The organism is Variovorax sp. OV329 (genome assembly GCF_900114785.1).
Lineage (GTDB): Bacteria > Pseudomonadota > Gammaproteobacteria > Burkholderiales > Burkholderiaceae_C > Variovorax.
In genome coordinates, this window is the sequence record NZ_FOUG01000014.1 from 30,052 (window position 1) to 47,139 (window position 17,088).

At 67.4% G+C, this 17,088-nt stretch carries 17 protein-coding genes; 1 reads left to right on the plus strand and 16 read right to left on the minus strand.

The window, feature by feature from the left end; all coding sequences use genetic code 11:
• Position 1 precedes the first annotated feature (1 nt).
• The 7 genes from BM345_RS21025 to BM345_RS21055 all read right to left on the minus strand — a co-directional run bounded on the left by BM345_RS21025 (position 2) and on the right by BM345_RS21055 (position 7,318).
• Positions 2 to 1,042, minus strand: a complete 1,041-nt coding sequence (locus tag BM345_RS21025; protein WP_093383170.1) for an L-idonate 5-dehydrogenase — start codon at positions 1,040 to 1,042, stop codon at positions 2 to 4.
• Between the two features lie 19 nt (positions 1,043 to 1,061).
• Positions 1,062 to 2,342 carry a TRAP transporter large permease gene (locus tag BM345_RS21030; protein ID WP_093383173.1) on the minus strand — a complete coding sequence of 427 codons (1,281 nt, stop codon included), beginning with the start codon at positions 2,340 to 2,342 and terminating at the stop codon, positions 1,062 to 1,064.
• The gene (locus BM345_RS21035) at positions 2,339 to 2,920 is read right to left on the minus strand and encodes a TRAP transporter small permease (RefSeq protein WP_093383176.1); all 582 of its coding nucleotides are present in this window, start codon (positions 2,918 to 2,920) and stop codon (positions 2,339 to 2,341) included. Before BM345_RS21035 ends, BM345_RS21030 begins: the two co-directional genes overlap by 4 nt.
• An 89-nt stretch (positions 2,921 to 3,009) precedes the next feature.
• A complete protein-coding gene (locus BM345_RS21040) occupies positions 3,010 to 4,032 on the minus strand; it encodes a TRAP transporter substrate-binding protein (RefSeq protein ID WP_093383179.1) in 1,023 nt (340 codons plus the stop codon).
• A 79-nt stretch (positions 4,033 to 4,111) separates the two neighbouring features.
• Positions 4,112 to 5,260, minus strand: coding sequence for a galactonate dehydratase (dgoD, locus tag BM345_RS21045; protein ID WP_093383182.1), 1,149 nt, complete (start codon positions 5,258 to 5,260; stop codon positions 4,112 to 4,114).
• Between the two features lie 13 nt (positions 5,261 to 5,273).
• The gene (locus BM345_RS21050) at positions 5,274 to 6,524 is read right to left on the minus strand and encodes an enolase C-terminal domain-like protein (protein WP_093383185.1); all 1,251 of its coding nucleotides are present in this window, start codon (positions 6,522 to 6,524) and stop codon (positions 5,274 to 5,276) included.
• A gap of 23 nt (positions 6,525 to 6,547) precedes the next feature.
• Entirely contained in the window at positions 6,548 to 7,318 is a 771-nt protein-coding gene (locus tag BM345_RS21055; protein WP_093383188.1) for an SDR family oxidoreductase, read from the minus strand.
• 273 nt (positions 7,319 to 7,591) lie between these two features.
• Here BM345_RS21055 and BM345_RS21060 point away from each other — a divergent pair, with 273 nt between their 5' ends.
• Entirely contained in the window at positions 7,592 to 8,425 is an 834-nt protein-coding gene (locus BM345_RS21060; protein WP_093383191.1) for a GntR family transcriptional regulator, read from the plus strand.
• A 24-nt stretch (positions 8,426 to 8,449) separates the two neighbouring features.
• Here BM345_RS21060 and BM345_RS30620 read toward each other — a convergent pair whose 3' ends face one another.
• From BM345_RS30620 to BM345_RS21100, 9 genes are all read right to left on the minus strand, one after another.
• On the minus strand, positions 8,450 to 8,830 hold the full coding sequence (locus BM345_RS30620) for an alpha/beta fold hydrolase (protein ID WP_254789871.1): 381 nt from the start codon (positions 8,828 to 8,830) through the stop codon (positions 8,450 to 8,452).
• The gene (locus BM345_RS30625; RefSeq protein ID WP_254789873.1) at positions 8,830 to 9,405 is read right to left on the minus strand and encodes an alpha/beta fold hydrolase; all 576 of its coding nucleotides are present in this window, start codon (positions 9,403 to 9,405) and stop codon (positions 8,830 to 8,832) included. Before BM345_RS30625 ends, BM345_RS30620 begins: the two co-directional genes overlap by 1 nt.
• A 13-nt stretch (positions 9,406 to 9,418) precedes the next feature.
• Complete coding sequence (locus BM345_RS21070; protein ID WP_093383195.1) at positions 9,419 to 10,156, minus strand: amino acid ABC transporter ATP-binding protein; 738 nt, start codon at positions 10,154 to 10,156, stop codon at positions 9,419 to 9,421.
• A 24-nt stretch (positions 10,157 to 10,180) separates the two neighbouring features.
• The gene (locus tag BM345_RS21075) at positions 10,181 to 10,849 is read right to left on the minus strand and encodes an amino acid ABC transporter permease (RefSeq protein WP_175545099.1); all 669 of its coding nucleotides are present in this window, start codon (positions 10,847 to 10,849) and stop codon (positions 10,181 to 10,183) included.
• Between the two features lies 1 nt (position 10,850).
• A complete protein-coding gene (locus BM345_RS21080; protein WP_093383197.1) occupies positions 10,851 to 11,606 on the minus strand; it encodes an amino acid ABC transporter permease in 756 nt (251 codons plus the stop codon).
• Positions 11,607 to 11,690: 84 nt separating this feature from the next.
• Entirely contained in the window at positions 11,691 to 12,587 is an 897-nt protein-coding gene (locus BM345_RS21085; protein ID WP_093383200.1) for a transporter substrate-binding domain-containing protein, read from the minus strand.
• A gap of 175 nt (positions 12,588 to 12,762) precedes the next feature.
• Complete coding sequence (aspA, locus tag BM345_RS21090; protein ID WP_093383203.1) at positions 12,763 to 14,214, minus strand: aspartate ammonia-lyase; 1,452 nt, start codon at positions 14,212 to 14,214, stop codon at positions 12,763 to 12,765.
• 181 nt (positions 14,215 to 14,395) lie between these two features.
• On the minus strand, positions 14,396 to 15,355 hold the full coding sequence (locus BM345_RS21095; RefSeq protein ID WP_093383206.1) for a LysR substrate-binding domain-containing protein: 960 nt from the start codon (positions 15,353 to 15,355) through the stop codon (positions 14,396 to 14,398).
• A 787-nt stretch (positions 15,356 to 16,142) separates the two neighbouring features.
• Positions 16,143 to 17,084 (minus strand): 2-hydroxyacid dehydrogenase, encoded by a 942-nt coding sequence (locus BM345_RS21100; protein ID WP_093383209.1) that lies wholly within the window; start codon positions 17,082 to 17,084, stop codon positions 16,143 to 16,145.
• Between the last annotated feature and the right edge of the window lie 4 nt (positions 17,085 to 17,088).

Below are 17,088 nucleotides of genomic sequence, written 5' to 3' on the forward strand. Positions count from 1 at the left end.
CCTAGTCGTCGAAGCTCAGCAGCACCTTCATCGCCTGCGAGCGGTCGGCCGCCAGCGCGAAGGCGCGGGCCGGGTCGCGGAAGCTCATGGTGGCGGAGATCAGCGGCTTGAGGTCCACCAGCTTCTTGTTGATGAGCTCGACCGCGGTGGCGTATTCCTCGTGGAAGCGGAAGCTGCCGCGCAGGTCGAACTCCTTGGCCACCACGGTGTTGAAGGGCAGCTGCATCTCGCCGCCCGACAGGCCCAGCTGCACCACGATGCCGCGCGGGCGCAGCACGTCGAAGGCGCTGCGCAGGGCGCGCTCGTTGCCGCTGGCCTCCAGCAGCACGTCGAACTGGCCCTTGTCGGCGGCGAAGCGCGCCAGCCCCTCGGGCTCGGTGCCCACGTTGATGACCTCGTCGGCGCCCACTTGCAGCGCCTTGCGCAGCGGATGCTCGCCCATGTCGGTGCCCACGATGTGCGCGGCACCGGCGCGGCGGGCCGCGATGATGGCCAGCGCGCCGATGGGGCCGCAGCCGGTGACGAGCACCTTGCGGCCCAGCAGCGGGCCGGCGCGCTGCACGCCGTGCAGGGCGACCGCCAGCGGCTCGGCCATCGCGCCTTCCTGGTCGCTCACGTGGTCGGCCAATTTGTACGCCTGCGTGGTGTCGATCACGATCTGCTGGCGGAACGCTCCCTGCACGTGCGGCATGCGCATGGCGCTGCCGTAGTAGCGCATGTCCAGGCAGTGGTTCTGCAGGCCCATCTGGCAGAAGCGGCATTGGCCGCAGGGCCGGCTGGGGCTGACGGCCACGCGCTCGCCGACGGCGAAGCCGCTCACGCCCGGGCCCACCGCCTCGATGGCGCCGGCCACCTCGTGGCCGAGCACCATGGGCTCCTGGATGCGCACGGTGCCGAAGCCGCCGTGCTGGTAGTAGTGCAGGTCGGAGCCGCAGATGCCGCCGCAGCGCACCCGCACCAGCATCTGGCCGGCTTCTAGCTCGGGGGTGGGCACGTCCTGCACGCGCAGGTCGCCGGGGGCATGGATCACGAGGGCTTGCATGTCGTTTCCTTGGGTTGTCTCAGCGCGTCATCCACTGCAGCGGCCACATCACGATCTGCGGGAAGACCACCAGCAGCATCAGCACCACGGTCTGCGCGAACATGAAGGGCAGCACGCCGCGGATGGCCCCGCTCATCGGTATGCGGGCGATGCCGCACACCACGTTGAGCACGGTGCCCACCGGCGGCGTCACCAGGCCGATGGCGTTGTTCATGATGAAGAGCACGCCGAAGTACACCGGGTCGATGCCGGCCTGCTTGAGCACCGGCATCAGCACCGGCGTGAGGATCAGCACGGTGGGCGTGAAGTCCAGCGCGGTGCCCACCACCAGCACCAGCATCATCAGCACGAAGGTGAGCAGCATCTTGTTGCCCATGATCGGCTCGACCAGCTCGGCCAGCTGCTGCGGGATGTTGGCGGTGGTGATCAGCCAGGCCGACACGCCGGCCGCCGACACCAGGAACATGATCACCGCGGTGGTCTCGGCAGCGCGCAGGACCAGCTTGAAGAGCTGGTTGAGCTGGATCTCGCGGTAGACGAACAGGCCCACCACCAGCGAGTAGACCGCGGCGATGACGGCCGCCTCGGTGGGCGTGAACCAGCCCATCTTCAGGCCGCCGACGATGACGATCGGCAGCACCATGGCCCACAGCGCGTCGCGCGTGGCCTTGCGGCGCTCGGCCATGGAGCGGCGCGGCTCGGCCTTGACCGGATCGCGCTGGATGGACCAGCGCCACGCGATCATGATCGCCAGGCCCATCAGCACGCCCGGCACGATGCCGGCGATGAAGAGCTTGGTGATCGACACGCCGCCGGTCACGCCGTACAGGATCATGCCGATGGAAGGCGGGATGACCGGCGCGATGATGCCGCCGCAGGCGATCAGCCCGCAGGAGCGGTTCACGTCGTAGCCGGCGTTGCGCATGAGCGGTACCAGCACCGAGGCCAGCGCCGCCGTGTCGGCCACCGCCGAGCCCGACAGCGAGGCCATGATGACCGCCGCCATCACCGCCACGTAGCCCAGGCCGCCCTTGATGTGGCCCACCCAGGACATGGCCATGACGATGATGCGCCGGGTCATGCCGCCGGCGTTCATGAACTCGCCGGCCAGCATGAAGAAGGGCACCGCCAGCAGCGGGAAGCTGTTGGCGCCGTCCCACATGTTCTGGATCACGATCTGCGGATCGGTCACCCCCATGTAGAACATCATGGCCAGGCCGCAGCCGATCAGGGCGAAAGCCACGGGCAGGCCCACGGCCATGAGGCCCAGGAGCGATCCGATGAAGACGAGGAGCGTCATGCGCGGCCTCCTTGCTGCTGCTTGCTCAGGTCTTCCTGCGCATGCATGGCCTCTTCCATGCCTTCCTCGTGCACCTCGATCAGCTCGTCGTCGGACACGTGACCCATCGCCAGGCGGATCAGGTTGGACAGGCACATGAAGCCGATGGCGGCCCCCGTGAGGTAGCTCACGCCGAACACCCAAAGCGTGCTGATCTGGGCCACCGGCGAGGCGGTGCCCTTGATGATGTCGTGCTGCAGCCAGGTGCCGTAGAAGATGTAGATGCAGCACACCAGCATCACCACCTGGCAGATGGCGAAGCACACGCGGCGGCCGGCGCGCGGCAGCGCCTGCACCAGCATGTCCACGCCCAGGTGCGCGCGCCGGCGCATGCCCACGATGGCGCCCAGGAAGGTCAGCCAGACGAAGGCGTAGCGGGGGATCTCTTCCGAGATGTCGATGCCGGTGTTGAAGAACAGGCGCAGCATCACGTTGCCGAACACCATGACCAGCATGACGACCATGCACAGGACCATGACGACCTCGAGCGCGCGGATGAGCGCGTCGGCGATCGTCTTCAATGACTGGGCGGCGGACATGTCACCCCTCCTTCTCTTCTCTTGCCGTTGGACTTGTTGCTGTATGCGGCAGCCGCGCGGCCCGTGCCGCGCGGCGGTAGCGCCTGCGCTTACTTGGCGGCGCGGGCCTTGTCGATCTCGGCGTAGAAGCCCTTGACGAAGTCCTCGCCGATCACCGTCGAGTACTTGGCCACCACCGGCTTGACCTTGTCCTGGATGCGCGCCAGCTCGGCCGGGCTGACGTTGTTCACCGTCACGCCTGCCGACTTGAACTCACCCACCACCTTGAGGTCGCCCTCGTCCAGCAGCTTGCGCTGGTACAGGCCCGCTTCGGTCGCGGCCTTCTGCACGCCTTCCTTGTCCGCCGGCGAGAGCGAGTCCCAGAACTTCTTGGAAGCCACCATCGCCACCGGCGTGTAGACGTGGTTGGTCACCGAGATGTACTTCTGCACTTCCTGCATCTTGTTGGCGTACATGTGCAGCAGCGGGTTTTCCTGGCCGTCCAGCGCCTTGATCTCCAGCGCGGGGAACACTTCGGAGAAGGCCATGGGCACGGCGTTGGCACCGATGGTCTTCCAGGTGTCCAGTGCCACCGGGTTGGCCATGACGCGGATCTTCAGGCCGCTCACGTCTTCCAGCTTGTTGACCGCGTGCTTGCTGTTGGAGAGGTTGCGAAAGCCCATGCCCGTCCAGGTCAGGCCCACCAGGCCGGTGGGTTCGATCTTCTCGAAGATCTTCTTGGACGAAGCGCCGTCGAGCACCGCGTAGACCTCCTTCTCGTTCTGGAACATGAAGGGCAGGTCCCACACCTGCACTTCCTTCACGCGGGTCGACAGCGGCGCCAGGGTGCCGATGTACAGCTCCTGCGTGCCGGCCTGCGTGGCCTGCAGCTGCTTCTCATCGCTGCCCAGCAGGGCGCTGGAGTAGACCGTGACCTTGACGTTGCCCTTGGTGTAGGTGCTGGCCAGTTCCGCGAACTTCTTCATCGCGATGGCTTGCGGGTGGCTGTCGGGCATGGCGTGGCCGAGCTTGGCCTTGACCTCGGCCTGCGCGGCCGAGCCGATGCCCAGGGCGAGCGTGGCCAGGGCCACGGCGGCGAGGCGGCGGCTGACGGGGAAGAACTTGTTGTGCATGGATGTCTCCTTGGTTTGACGAGAGAAGCGCAGCGAGGCCGCGCGACAGGGGTTGTTGATCGGATCGGTCGTGGTGCGGCTACCACTCGGCGACGCTGCCGTCGGCATGGCGCCAGACGGGGTTGTGCCAGTCGGGGGCGTTCTTCGCGGCGTGGCGCACGCGCTCTTCGTCGACCTCGACACCCAGGCCGGGCCTGGGCAGCGCGGCGATGCAGCCGTCCTGGATGCGGAAGTCCTCGGGGTTGCGGACGTAGTCCAGCAGCTCCGCGCCCTTGTTGTAGTGGATGCCCATGCTCTGCTCCTGCAGCTGGGCGTTGTGCGCGACCATGTCCACCTGCAGGCAGGCGGCCAAGGCCACCGGGCCCAGCGGGCAGTGCGGCGCCAGCGCCACGTCGTAGGCCTCGGCCATGGCGGCGATCTTGTGGCACTCGGTGATGCCACCGGCGTGCGAAAGGTCGGGCTGCGCGATGGCGATGCCACCGGCCTCGAACACCTTCTTGAATTCGAAGCGCGAGTACATGCGCTCGCCGGCCGCCAGCGGAATGGAGGTTGACGCGGCCAGGCGCGGGTAGTACTCGGCCTGCTCCGCGAGCACGGGCTCTTCGACGAACAGCGGCCGGACCGGCTCCAGCGCGCGCAGCAGCGACTTGGCCATGGGCGCGGCCACGCGGCCGTGGAAGTCCAGGCCGAAGTCCACCTTGTCGCCCAGCAGCTCGCGCACCTTCTCCACCTTGGCCACCGCGGCGCTCACCGCGCGCGGCGAGTCGAGCATGCGCATCTCCTCGCAGCCGTTGAGCTTGAAGGTGTCGATGCCGGCCGCCAGCAGCTGCTCCATCTGGCCGACGATGTCCGCGGGACGGTCGCCGCCCACCCAGCTGTAGACCTTCATGCGCTCGCGCACCTTGCCGCCCAAGAGCTCGTACACGGGCACGCCCAGCGACTTGCCCTTGATGTCCCACAGCGCCTGGTCGATGCCGGCGATGGCGCTCATCAGCACCGCGCCGCCGCGGTAGAAGTGGCTGCGGTACATCGTCTGCCAGTGGTCGTTGATGCGCGAGGGGTCCTGGCCGACCAGCGTCTCGCACAGCTCGTGCACCGCCGTCTCGATGGTGCGCGCGCGGCCTTCCAGCACCGGCTCGCCCCAGCCGTTGATGCCCTCGTCGGTCTCGATCTTGAGGAACATCCAGCGCGGCGCGACGCGGAAGGTTTCGAAGCGGGTGATCTTCATGGCGACACTTGGATCAAGGCAGTTGCAGGGCGCCGTCCATGCGGCGGGTCTGGGTCCAGGTGGTGACGGCCGCCTCGCAGGGGTACTTCGCGGCCTCGCGCTCGTCCAGCTCGATGCCCAGCCCGGGCTTGTCGTTGGCGTACACGTAGCCCTGGTCCAGCTCGGGCAGGCCGGGGAAGACGTCGAGCAGCGCGCCGCGCGGGCCGCGCAGTTCCTGGATCACGAAGTTGGGCGGCTCGATGCCGGACCACTCCTGCACGCCCAGGTTGGGCGCCGCCAGGTCGATGTGGATGTTGGCCGCGTGGCCCAGGGGCGACATGTCGCCCGGCCCGTGCCAGGCGATGCGCACGCCGAAGCCCTCGGCGAACTGCGCCAGCTTGCGCGCCGGCGTGATGCCGCCGATCTGGCTGATGTGCACGCGCAGGAAGTCGACCAGCCGCTCGGTGATGAGCCAGCGCCACTCGGCCGGGTTGTTGATGAGTTCGCCCTGCGCCAGCGGCGTGCTGGTGGCCTCGCGCAGGCGGGGCATCCAGGCCGCGTCTTCCAGCGCGATCGCGTCTTCCAGGAACAGCAGCTGGAAGGGCTCGAGCGCCCGTGCGAGATGGATCGCATCGGCCGGCGCCAGGCGCTCGTGCACGTCGTGGCACAGCGCCAGGTCGTAGCCCAGCTGGTTGCGCAGGCCCTCGAACAATTCGATGGTCTCGCGCACGTAGCGGCGTCCGTCGAGGTAGATGCCCTCGGCCGCGCCGCGCGGCGTGCCGGCCGGGGCCGGGCCGAAGCCCTGGCCGCCGTAGCCGCCCATCTGGCAGCGAACGTGCCGGATGCCCTGCTCGCGGTACTGCGCGACCTTCTCGCACAGCTGCTCCAGCGTGGGCGCCTCGGCATGGCGATAGACCGGCACGCCTTCGCGCACCTTGCCGCCCAGGAGCTGGTACAGCGGCATGCCGGCCATCTTGCCCTTGAGGTCCCACAGCGCCATGTCGATGCCGGAGATGGCGTTGTTCTCGATCGGGCCGTTGCGCCAGTAGGCGTTCTGGTGCATGAGCTGCCAGAGTTCCTCGATGGCGCTGGCGTCGCGGCCCACCAGCAGCGGGCGCAGGTACTGCTCCACCACGCACTGCACCGCCAGGTGGCGGTAGGCGAAGGTGGCGCAGCCCAGGCCGAACAGGCCCGGCTGGTTGGTCAGCACCTTGACCACCAGCAGGTTGATGCCCTCGGGCGCGGTCGCGATGACCTGCACGTCGGTGATGCGCGTGGTGCTCATGCCGTTCTCTTGCGGTCCTGCCTTCAGAGCACGGCCAGCATGCCGCCGTCCACGTAGATGATCTGGCCGCTGACGTAGTCGGACGCTGCAGAGGCCAGAAAGATGGCCGCGCCGCCCAGCTCGCCCGGCTGGCCCCAGCGGTTGGAAGGCACGCGACGCTTCACCCAGCCGTCGAAGTCGGGGTTGTTGATCAGCGCCGCGTTCATCTCGGTGGCCATGTAGCCGGGGCCGATCGCGTTGGCCTGGATGTTGTGCGGCGCCCATTCGGCGGCCATGGCGCGGGTCAGCATCTTGATGCCGCCCTTGGCTGCCGTGTAGGGCGACACCGTGGGACGCGCGGCTTCGCTCATCAGCGAGCCGATGTTGATGACCTTGCCGCCCCGGCCGCGCGCGATCATGCGGCGCGCCGCTTCGCGGCTCACGATGAAGGCGCTGGTGAGGTTGGTGTGCAGAACGCGCTCCCACTCGGGCAGCTCCAGCTCCACCAGCGGCTTGCGCAGCTGGATGCCGGCGTTGTTGACCAGGATGTCGACCTCGACGCCCGCGGCGTCCAGCGCTTCGAAGGCGGCTTTCACGGCAGCCTCGTCGCCGACGTCGAAGGCGGCCTGCTCGACCTGGTGGCCCTGGGCGCGCAGCGCTTGGGCAGCCTGCGCCAGCCGGCCCGCGTCCACGCCATTGAGCACCACGCGAGCGCCGGCCTCGGCCAGCGCAGTCGCCATCGCATGGCCCAGGCCACGGGAGGAGCCGGTCACCAGGGCGCAGCGGCCCGCCAGGTTGAACAGGGGATGGGACATGCGCGCTCCTTCGCAAGGCCGCGGCGCGCCGGGGCGGGCCGCGAGGGGTGTCTGGGCTGGCGAAGCGGGACCGGATCAAGAAACCGGTTTCGGACGCCGGGGAGCCGCAAGCGTATTGTGATATTTCACTAAATGTCTCAGTGTTTTCCCTCTCTTCCCAGGCACGGCCCGAGTCGCGAGAGTGCAGCCCTGGCGCGGTGTTTCAGTCACACTTGTTGACATACCAGCTGCGCATGGCGCGCCGCCGGACCACATCCACCTCCTCAACTGCACATGGCCTCGACCTCTCCCAAACCACGCCGACGCAACGGGGCCGTCGCGCCGGCGCGCGCCAAGGCCCAGGCGGCGGCACGCATCGTCGAGGCCGATCCGGCGCGCCGGCATGCCGCGGTGAGCCTGGCGGACCGCGCCTACGAACGGCTGGAGGAACTGCTGGTGTGCTGCGAGCTGCAACCCGGGCGGTTCATGGCCACGCACGAACTGCAGGCCATGGTGGGCTTCGGCCGCACGCCGGTGCTGCAGGCGGTGACCCGGCTGGCGGCCGACACGCTGGTCGCAGTGACGCCGCGCCACGGCCTGCGCATCGCGCCCATCGACCTGGGCCGCGACCGCGTGCTGCTCCGGTTGCGACGCGACATGGAGCGCTTCGTGATCCGCTTGGCGACCGAGCGCTCTGGTGCCTCGCAGCGCAACCAGATGCTGCACCTGCAACGCCAACTGGTGGAGCACCGCGAGGGCATCACGCTGCAGCAGTTCAACCAGGTGGACCGGCGCATCGACCAGCTGGTGCTGGCCGCTGCCGGCGAGCCCTTCGTGGAAAGCACGCTGCGGCCGCTGCACACCATCTTCAGGCGCATTGGCTGGATCTTCCACATGCGCACGCCGCAGGGCGTGGACCTGGCCGGCACGGTGGACGCGCACATCGCCGTGCTGGACGCGGTGGCGGGCGGCCGGGCCGAGGCGGCCATCGCCGCGTCGGACCGCCTCATCGACTACATGGAGTCGATGTTCGAGGTGCTGGAGCGCGAGGTCTCCCCTGCCCTGCTCGACAGCAGCCTGGGCACGCTGGACGACACCTTCGCGCCGGGCAGCATCGCGCTGGCCTGAGCGCAAAGGCGGGCGCGCGGCGCTTCAGCGGCGCTGCGCGAGGAAAGCCTGCACCGCCCCAACGGTCGCTGCCGGGTCTTCCTCCTGCGGCACATGGCCCAGGCCTTCGAAGATCTTCAGCTGGCTGCCCGCGATGTCCTTGTGGAAGCGCGCGGCCTGCTCCGGCGGAATGAGGCGGTCGCGCGATCCCCACAGGATCAGCGTAGGCTGTCGCACCTGGACGATCTGCGCGGACAGGTCTTCGCGCTGCACCTCGCGAAAGCGCTGCCCCAGCGCCTGACGGTTGCCTTCGCGCAGCGTGAGCTCGTAGTAGCGGTCGACCAGCTCCGGCGTGACGCGCGAGGGATCGCCATAGACATTGCGCGCACTGGCCTCGATCAAGCGTCGCGGCAGCACGTTCTGCATCAAGGGCGCCAGGGCCGGGACCTGCGCGATCCTGAAGCCGATGGCACCGACAGCGCGGTGATCGGGTAGCCGCTCGGGTCCACCAGCACCAGCGCCGACACGCGCGCGGGATGGTCCACCGCCGTCTTCCAGGCAATGCCGCCGCCCAGCGAATTGCCGGCCAGCACCGCCTGCTTCACCTTCAGGTGGTCGAGCACCTGCGTCACGAAGCGTGCATAGCAAGCGAGCGTGTAGTCGGCATCCGGCGCCGGGCCGGTCAGCCCGAAGGCCGGCAGGTCGAAGCGGATCACGCGGCGCGTCGGCTTGAGCGCATCGGCCCAGCCATCCCAGGTGTGCAGGCTGGCCGAGGTGCCGTGTATGAGCACGATAGGCAGCGGATCGTCGCGCGGCCCCTCGTCGCGCAGGTGCACGTCCATGCCCTCGATGCGCACGAACTGCGAGGGCGGCGGCGCCCAGCGCGCCTTGAGCGACTGCACCGGACGGTCCGGCGCCCACGCGACAGCGACCAGCGCCGCAACCGCCAAAAGAAAAAGGGCCAGCACGAGGCCGGCCCATTTCAGCGTCCTGCGCAGCACGCGGTTCCCGTGCTCAGTGCTGCAGGATCTTGTTGAGGAAGTCCTTGGTACGCGGCTGGCGGTTCTCGGGGTGGCCGAAGAACTCGTCCTTGGAGCAGTCTTCCAGGATGCGGCCGCCCACGTCGATGAAGATCACGCGGCTGGCCACCTTGCGGGCAAAGCCCATCTCGTGCGTGACCACCATCATGGTCATGCCTTCCTTGGCCAGGCTCACCATCACGTCGAGCACCTCGCCCACCATCTCGGGGTCCAGCGCCGAGGTGGGCTCGTCGAAGAGCATCACGATCGGGTCCATGCTCAGCGCGCGGGCAATGGCCACGCGCTGCTGCTGGCCGCCCGAGAGCTGGCCGGGGAACTTGTCCTTGTGCGCCATCAGGCCCACGCGGTCGAGCATCTTCAGGCCGCGGACCTTGGCGTCGTCCGCGCTGCGGCCCAGCACCTTCACCTGCGCGATGGTCAGGTTCTCGGTGACCGACAGGTGCGGGAACAGCTCGAAGTGCTGGAACACCATGCCCACCTTGGAGCGCAGCTTGGGCAGGTTGGTCTTGGGGTCGTGCAGCGGAACGCCGTTGACGGTGATCTCGCCCTTCTGGAAGGGCTCCAGCGCGTTCACCGTCTTGATGAGCGTGGACTTGCCCGAGCCCGAAGGGCCGCACACCACCACCACGTCACCCTTGGCGATGCTGACCGAGCAGTCGTTGAGCACCTGCACCGGGCCGTACCACTTGGAGACGTTCTTGATATTGATCATTTGTTCAGCCATGACTTTTCCCTCTCAGCGAATGATGGCGATCTTCTTGTGGATGCGTTTGACCACGTAAGAAAGCGAGTAGCAGATGATGAAGTAGACGACAGCGGCGAGCAGGTACGACTCGACCGGGCGGCCGAAATTCTTGCCCGCCGTCTCAAAGCCCTTGAGCAGGTCGTAGGCGCCGATGGCATACACCAGCGAGGTGTCCTGGAACAGGATGATGGTCTGCGTGAGCAGCACCGGCAGCATGTTGCGGAAGGCCTGCGGCAGGATCACCAGCTTCATCTGCTGGCCGTAGGTCATGCCCACCGCCTGCGCCGCATGGACCTGGCCGCGCGGTATCGACTGGATGCCCGCGCGCATGATCTCGCTGAAGTAGGCCGCCTCGAAGGCGATGAAGGTGATCACCGCCGAGTACTCGGCGCCGATGGGCCGACCGATGACGAAGGGCACCAGCAGGAAGAAGCCCAGGATCACCATCACCAGCGGCACGCTGCGCATGCCGTTGACGTAGATGGCCGCGGGCATGTCCAGCCACTTCTTGCCCGACAGGCGCATCAGCGCCAGCAAGGTGCCGAAGAAGATGCCGCCCAGGGTGGCCACTGCCGTGAGGATCACGCTGAAGTAGAAGCCCTTCAGCACGAAGCTCGTGATGACGTCCCAGTTGTAGAAGCCGAAGTCGAGATTCATCATGTCAGTGGCCTCCCGTTCCGCCTGCGGCAACGAAGCCGGGGACACGAGATTTCTTCTCGATGTAGGCCATGATCCGGTTGATGACCAGCGCCGAGAAGGCGTACAGGATCACCACCCCGATGTAGATCTCCATGTTGCGCGAGGTCTCTTCGCCGGCCTGCAGGTAGAACTGCGTCAGCTCCGCAATGGACACCGCGAAGGCCACCGAGGAGTTCTTGAAGATGTTCATCGACTCGCTGGTCAGCGGCGGCAGGATGATCCGGTAGGCCATCGGCAGGATCACGTAGCGGTAGTACTGCGGCGTGGTGAAGCCCATCGCCATGCCCGCGTAGCGCTGCCCCTTGGGCAGGGCCTGGATGCCCGAGCGAACCTGCTCGGCAATGCGCGCCGAGGTGAACAGGCCCAGCGCCACCACCACCAGGAGAAAGGGCGGCAGCCCGCGCGCGACCGGGAAGAGCGCCGGCACCACGTGGTACCACAGGAAGATCTGCACCAGCAGCGGGACGTTGCGGAAGAGCTCCACCCAGGCGTTGCCGAATCGCACCAGCCACGGGTTGTCCGGCAGGGTGCGCATGATGCCGATGAGCGAGCCGGCGATCAGCGCGATCGCCAGGGCGCAAAGCGACACCGACACCGTCCAGCCCCAGGCCGACATCATCCAGTTGAGATAGGTGTAGGCGCCGCCGGTGCCGAAGCACCCCGGGACGATCTCCCCGTCGATCGTGTCTTTGCAGAATACTTGCCAGTCCCATGCCATGGGGGCACTCCTCGCTGTCGTTGTTGCTTCAATAAACAAACGCCCGCCTCGAGGGGCGGGCGCTTGTCAGTCGGTCATGCCGGATTACTTCTTGACGTAGTCTTCCATCGGCTTGTTGTTCGGGCTGGCCCAAGCTGCCTTGGTGGCATCCGACAACGGCAGGTTCAGGGCCGTGTTGGTCGGCGGGATCGGCTGCATGAACCACTTGTCATACAGCTTGGCCAGCGAGCCGTCCTTGATCTGGCGGGCGATGGATTCGTCCACGGCCTTCTTGAAGGCGTCGTCGCCCTTGCGGACCATGCAGGCGATGGGCTCGACCGACAGCTCGGGGCCGACGATGGCGAATTCCTTCGGGTTCTTGGACTTGGAGATGTTGGCGGCCAGGATCGAGCCGTCCATCACGAAGGCGTCGGCGCGGCCCGACTCGAGCAGCAGGAAGCTGTCGGCGTGGTCCTTGCCCATGACTTCCTTGAAGTCGATGCCCTGTGCGCGCTCGTTCTTGCGCAGCGTCTGGACCGAGGTGGTGCCGGTGGTGGTGGCCACGGTCTTGCCGTTCAGGTCCTTCAGGTCCTTGATGCCCGAGTTGGCCTTGACGGCGATGCGCACGACTTCCACATAGGTGGTGGAAGCGAAGTCCACGTCCTTCTGGCGGGTGGCATTGTTGGTGGTGGAGCCGCACTCCAGGTCAACGGTGCCGTTCTGAACCAGGGGGATGCGGTTCTGCGAGGTGACGGGCACGTAGTTGATGGCGAGCTTCTTGCCGGCGGCCTTGCTCAGGTCGTCAACGATGCGCTCGCCCATTTCGGTGTGGAAGCCCACGTACTTGCCGTTGCCCAGGGTATAGGACAGGGCGGACGAATCACGAACGCCGAGGGCGATGGCGCCGCTGCCCTTGATCTTGGCCAGCGTGTCGTTCGCCTGTGCAAAGGCGCTGCCCATGGCCAGCGCGGTGACGGCGAGAGCGACGAGTTGTTTCTTCATGCGGATCACTCCTCAGTTAACGAATGGATACGAAAAGCCAAATTCTAGACAACTGCATTGTGGGGCGTACCGGGTTCAACCCGGTGCGCCGCATGCACTGTCTTCGAATTCGCGTGGCGGGCAACACGCCGCCTTGGTGCGAACCCGCCGCGCGCAGGCTGCTTGTAACCGAATCCTAAGCAGTCTTTGTGCCCGAGGGCGCCATGCCGGGGTGCACGGGTGCGACCAATCGCACAGGTTGCGTGAGTTTCTCTGGCACCAGCAGCGCGTCCATCTCGGCGCGGGTCATGATGCCCAGTTGCTCGGCCACCTCGTCGATCGCGCCACCGGTGGCCAGCGCCGTCTTGGCGATGAGCGCGGCCTTCTCGTAGCCGATGAGCGGGTTGAGCGCCGTGACCAGCGTGACCGATTCGCGCACCCGCTTGGCCAGGAACTCGCGGTTGGCCTCGATGCCTTCCACGCAGTTCTTCTGCAGCGTGCGGCAGGCGTGGCTGAGGTGGGAAATGCTCTTGAACAGGCTCCAGCCCATGATGGGCTCGAAGGCGTTGAGCTGCAGTTGCCCGGCCTCGGAGGCCATGGTCACCGTCACGTCGTTGCCGATGACCTCGAAGGCCACCTGGTTCATCACTTCCGGGATCACCGGGTTGACCTTGCCCGGCATGATCGACGAGCCCGCCTGCCGCGCCGGCAGCCGGATCTCGCCGAAACCCGCCTGCGGCCCGCTGGAGAGCAGGCGCAGGTCGTTGCAGGTCTTGCTGAGCTTGGCCGCCACGCGCTTGAGCACGCCCGACAGCTGCACGAAGGCGCCGGTGTCCTGCGTGGCTTCCACCAGGTTGGCCGCCTGCTTCAGCGGCACGCCGGTCTGCTCGGCCAGGTACTGGCAGGCCAGGTTGGCATAGCCGTGCGGCGCATTGATGCCGGTGCCGATGGCGGTGGCGCCCAGGTTGATTTCCTCGATGAGGGCGCGCGCCTCGCGCAGGCGCTGCTCGTCCTCCTCGATCATCACGGCGTAGGTCAGGAACTCCTGGCCGAGCGTCATGGGCACCGCGTCCTGCAGCTGGGTGCGGCCGATCTTGAGGATGTCCCTGAACTCGTGCGCCTTGGCCTCGAAGCTGCCGCGCAGCTGAACCATGGCCTCGATTAGGCGGTCGATGGCGAACCACAGCGACAGGCGCACCGCCGTCGGGTAGACGTCGTTGGTGCTTTGCGAGGCGTTGACGTGGTCGTTGGGATGCAGCACCTCGTAGGCCGCCTTGGGGTGGCCCATCTTCTCCAGCGCGAGGTTGCAGATCACCTCGTTGGCGTTCATGTTGGTGGAGGTGCCGGCCCCGCCCTGGATCACGTCCACCACGAATTCGTCCAGCAGCTTGCCGTCGGCGATGTCGTCGCAAGCGGCCATGATCGCGTCGGCCCGCTCGCGGCTGATGGCGCCCAGGTCGGCGTTGGCGCGGGTGGCCGCCTTCTTCACATGGGCCAGTGCGCGCACCAGGTCCGGCATGGCGGAGATGCGGGTGCCGGAGATGGGGAAGTTCTCGACCGCGCGGGCGGTGTGCACGCCCCAGTAGGCGGCGGCGGGGATCTTCCGCTCGCCCAGAAAATCGTGCTCGGTCCTGAATCGGGATTCCATGTGCGGCTCCGGTTGGATAAAAAAATGCACGCCACACGGCGTGCACTCAATCAATCGACGACAAGTTTGCGTGACAGCGAAACTGCGGCGAACTGTATGCCTGTCACCCAATCCGCGCCAATGCCTGATGCAAGCAGGGTTATGCGCTCGCCGCATAGTTGCTGCACTGCACAAGAAACCTTCAGGTGGTAGCGGAGGCGGCCTTCAGGTAGTTCCAGAGCGCGGCCGCCGAGCCCTTGGGCTGCGCGCCCGGCGCCGCCTTGCCGCCGGGGGCCGGCAGTGGGCGCTGGCGGTACGCGCGGATTTCCATGGTGGCTTCGAGCCGGTCGATCTCCGGCGGCAGCGCGCTCACCAGCTTTCGCGAGCGCAGCTCCTTGCGCACCGCGCTGTGCGGCAGGAAGGCGATGCCGTGGCCTTCCAGCGCCATGGCTTTCAGGCCCTCGGCCATGTCGGTCTCGTACACGCGGTCCAGGTGCATGGCCACGGGCGAGTCCTTGAGCAGCTGGTCGACGATGCGGCCGAGGTAAGCGCCGGGCGCATAGCCCAGGTAGGGAAGCGGATGGCCGGCGCTGCCCGGCAGGCAATAGCGCGGCGCGCCTTCGGCATCGGGCCGAACCCAGGGCGCGACCACCTCCTGGCCCAGGCTCACCATCTCGTAGCGGGTGGCATCCAGCTCCAATGGCACCGAGGGATGCTGGTAGACGATGAGCAGGTCGCAGCCGCCTTCGACCAGCCGGTGCACCGCGTCATGGACGTTGAGCGCGATGAGCCGACTCTTGAGGGTGCCGAAGCCTTCTTCGCGCAGTTGCGTGACCCAGGCCGGGAAGAAGGTGAAGGCCAGCGTGTGCGGCACTGCGAACTCCACCACGTCCTGCCCGGCCGTCGAGTGGCCGCGCAGCATGGCGCGCGTGCTCTGCAGGCCCTGCAGGATCTCGATGGCCTGCGCGTACAGGGTCTGGCCGGCGGCCGTGAGCCGCGTGGGGTAGGAACTGCGGTCGACCAGGTCGGCGCCGGCCCAGACCTCCAGTGCCTGGATGCGGCGCGAGAAGGCTGGCTGCGTCACGTGGCGCAGCTGGGCCGAGCGGCTGAAACTGCGCGTCTCGGCCAGGCTCACGAAATCTTCCAGCCACTTGGTTTCCATGGCGGGGGATTATGGCGAGGGCGTTCCTCGGCGTTTTGTTGGGTTCTTCCCTGCGCGTCCTATTGGGCGTCCGCCCGGTCTGCGCTGCCCGCCGGTGGCCGCCACTGGGCCGGTCGGCGCTGCGCGCCGACTCCCCTGCGGTGCTCGCGAAGCCGGCCGCACTGTGGAACTCGCTACGCTGCTGCGCAGCTGCGCTCAGACAGCCACAGTGAGTCAGATGTCGAAGCGTGCAAGGTGCCCTTGCACGCAGGCCGGCTCCACTGCGCTCCTCGGCGGCCCAGAGGCGACCACCGGCGGACAGCACAGACCGGGCTCAGGGGGGTGAACGAACGACCTGAACTTTGCTCGCCCGAAACCGATACGGAGTTATCGCTGAAGCGCGACAGAGACCGACACAAAACGGTCGCCGAAGGCGTGACAGGAACCGACACGAAGCGATTGCTGAAGCCCAACAGAAACCGGCACAAAGGGTTTAATTAACGCGCGCCAGAAACTGTCACACCGTTCCCACTGCGTCGGTGGGCGGTGCGCGCCGGGCGGCGCCTCGATGTCGCCGAGGCGCGCAGCGGGGGCGGCCTGCACGCAAGGGCACCTTGCGTGCTTCAACATCTGACTCACCGTGGCTGTCTGAGCGCAGCTGCGCAGCAGCGTAGCGAGTTCCACGGTGCAGGCCGCCTCCGCGAGCACCGCAGGGAAGCCCCGAAGGGGCCGACATCGTGGCGCCGCCCGGCGCGCACCGCCCGCCGACGCAGCGCCCACGAACTGTCCCACCGACGCGCCCAGAGGATCAGACAGGCGACACCACGCCCCGCCCCGAAAAGTGCCCTTCGGCGTTGGCCATGAAACGGTCCACGCTCGCCTGCGTGGCCTCGGGCGACCAGCCGGCCAGGTGCGGCGTGAGCAGCACGTTGTCCAGGCCGATGAGCGGCTCGGGACGCTTGGGTTCGCTCTCGTACACGTCCAGGCCTGCGCCCGCGATGCGCTTCTCGCGCAGCGCGGCCGCCAGCGCCTCGGTGTCGACCACGCTGCCGCGCGAGATGTTGACCAGGAAGCCTTGCGGGCCCAGCGCATCGAGCACCTGCGCGTTCACCACGTGGCGCGTGGCCGGGCCGCCCGGCGTGGCGCACACCAGCACGTCGCACCACTCGGCCAGCGACTGAAGGCTGTCGAAGTAGCGATGCGTCGCGCCCTCGCGCGGCTTTCGGTTGTGATAGCCCACCTCCATGTCGAAGCCGAAGGCCCGCCTGGCGATCTTCTGACCGATGGTGCCCAGGCCGAAGATGCCCAGTTTCTTGCCCGACACGTTGGGCGGTTGCGGAATCGATTCGCGCCACACACCCGCGCGGCACTGGATGTCCAAAGTGCGCATGCCGCGCACGATGCCGATCAGCAGGCCGAAGGCATGGTCGGCAACGCAGTCGTCGTTGGTGCCGGCGCCGTTGGCGGTGGCGATGCCGCGCGACTTCAGCAGCTCCAGCGGCAGGCCCTCGTAGCCCGCGCCCATGCAGCACACCAGTTCCACGTTGGGCATGGCGGCCATCTCTTCCGGCGTGATGCCGATCACGCCGATGGTCAGCAGCGCCCGGAAGCGCGCGCCCTGCTGCGCCACGGCGGCCGCGCGCAGCTCGGCGGTGGGGGCATAGACGATGTCGTACACGGCCGATATCTGCGCCTGGTGCGCGGGCGAAAGGCTGTTGAGGATCAGCAGGGGAATCTTGTTGTCGGTCATTTCG

What these genes read in the sequence shown, in the direction of transcription:
- BM345_RS21025 (WP_093383170.1), bottom strand. Translation starts at nt 1,042, where the DNA reads ATGCAAGCCCTCGTGATCCATGCCCCCGGCGACCTGCGCGTGCAGGAC.
- BM345_RS21030 (WP_093383173.1), bottom strand. Translation starts at nt 2,342, where the DNA reads ATGACGCTCCTCGTCTTCATCGGATCGCTCCTGGGCCTCATGGCCGTG.
- BM345_RS21035 (WP_093383176.1), bottom strand. Translation starts at nt 2,920, where the DNA reads ATGTCCGCCGCCCAGTCATTGAAGACGATCGCCGACGCGCTCATCCGC.
- BM345_RS21040 (WP_093383179.1), bottom strand. Translation starts at nt 4,032, where the DNA reads ATGCACAACAAGTTCTTCCCCGTCAGCCGCCGCCTCGCCGCCGTGGCC.
- dgoD (WP_093383182.1), bottom strand. Translation starts at nt 5,260, where the DNA reads ATGAAGATCACCCGCTTCGAAACCTTCCGCGTCGCGCCGCGCTGGATG.
- BM345_RS21050 (WP_093383185.1), bottom strand. Translation starts at nt 6,524, where the DNA reads ATGAGCACCACGCGCATCACCGACGTGCAGGTCATCGCGACCGCGCCC.
- BM345_RS21055 (WP_093383188.1), bottom strand. Translation starts at nt 7,318, where the DNA reads ATGTCCCATCCCCTGTTCAACCTGGCGGGCCGCTGCGCCCTGGTGACC.
- BM345_RS21060 (WP_093383191.1), top strand. Translation starts at nt 7,592, where the DNA reads ATGGCCTCGACCTCTCCCAAACCACGCCGACGCAACGGGGCCGTCGCG.
- BM345_RS30620 (WP_254789871.1), bottom strand. Translation starts at nt 8,830, where the DNA reads ATGCAGAACGTGCTGCCGCGACGCTTGATCGAGGCCAGTGCGCGCAAT.
- BM345_RS21070 (WP_093383195.1), bottom strand. Translation starts at nt 10,156, where the DNA reads ATGATCAATATCAAGAACGTCTCCAAGTGGTACGGCCCGGTGCAGGTG.
- BM345_RS21075 (WP_175545099.1), bottom strand. Translation starts at nt 10,849, where the DNA reads ATGATGAATCTCGACTTCGGCTTCTACAACTGGGACGTCATCACGAGC.
- BM345_RS21080 (WP_093383197.1), bottom strand. Translation starts at nt 11,606, where the DNA reads ATGGCATGGGACTGGCAAGTATTCTGCAAAGACACGATCGACGGGGAG.
- BM345_RS21085 (WP_093383200.1), bottom strand. Translation starts at nt 12,587, where the DNA reads ATGAAGAAACAACTCGTCGCTCTCGCCGTCACCGCGCTGGCCATGGGC.
- aspA (WP_093383203.1), bottom strand. Translation starts at nt 14,214, where the DNA reads ATGGAATCCCGATTCAGGACCGAGCACGATTTTCTGGGCGAGCGGAAG.
- BM345_RS21095 (WP_093383206.1), bottom strand. Translation starts at nt 15,355, where the DNA reads ATGGAAACCAAGTGGCTGGAAGATTTCGTGAGCCTGGCCGAGACGCGC.
- BM345_RS21100 (WP_093383209.1), bottom strand. Translation starts at nt 17,084, where the DNA reads ATGACCGACAACAAGATTCCCCTGCTGATCCTCAACAGCCTTTCGCCC.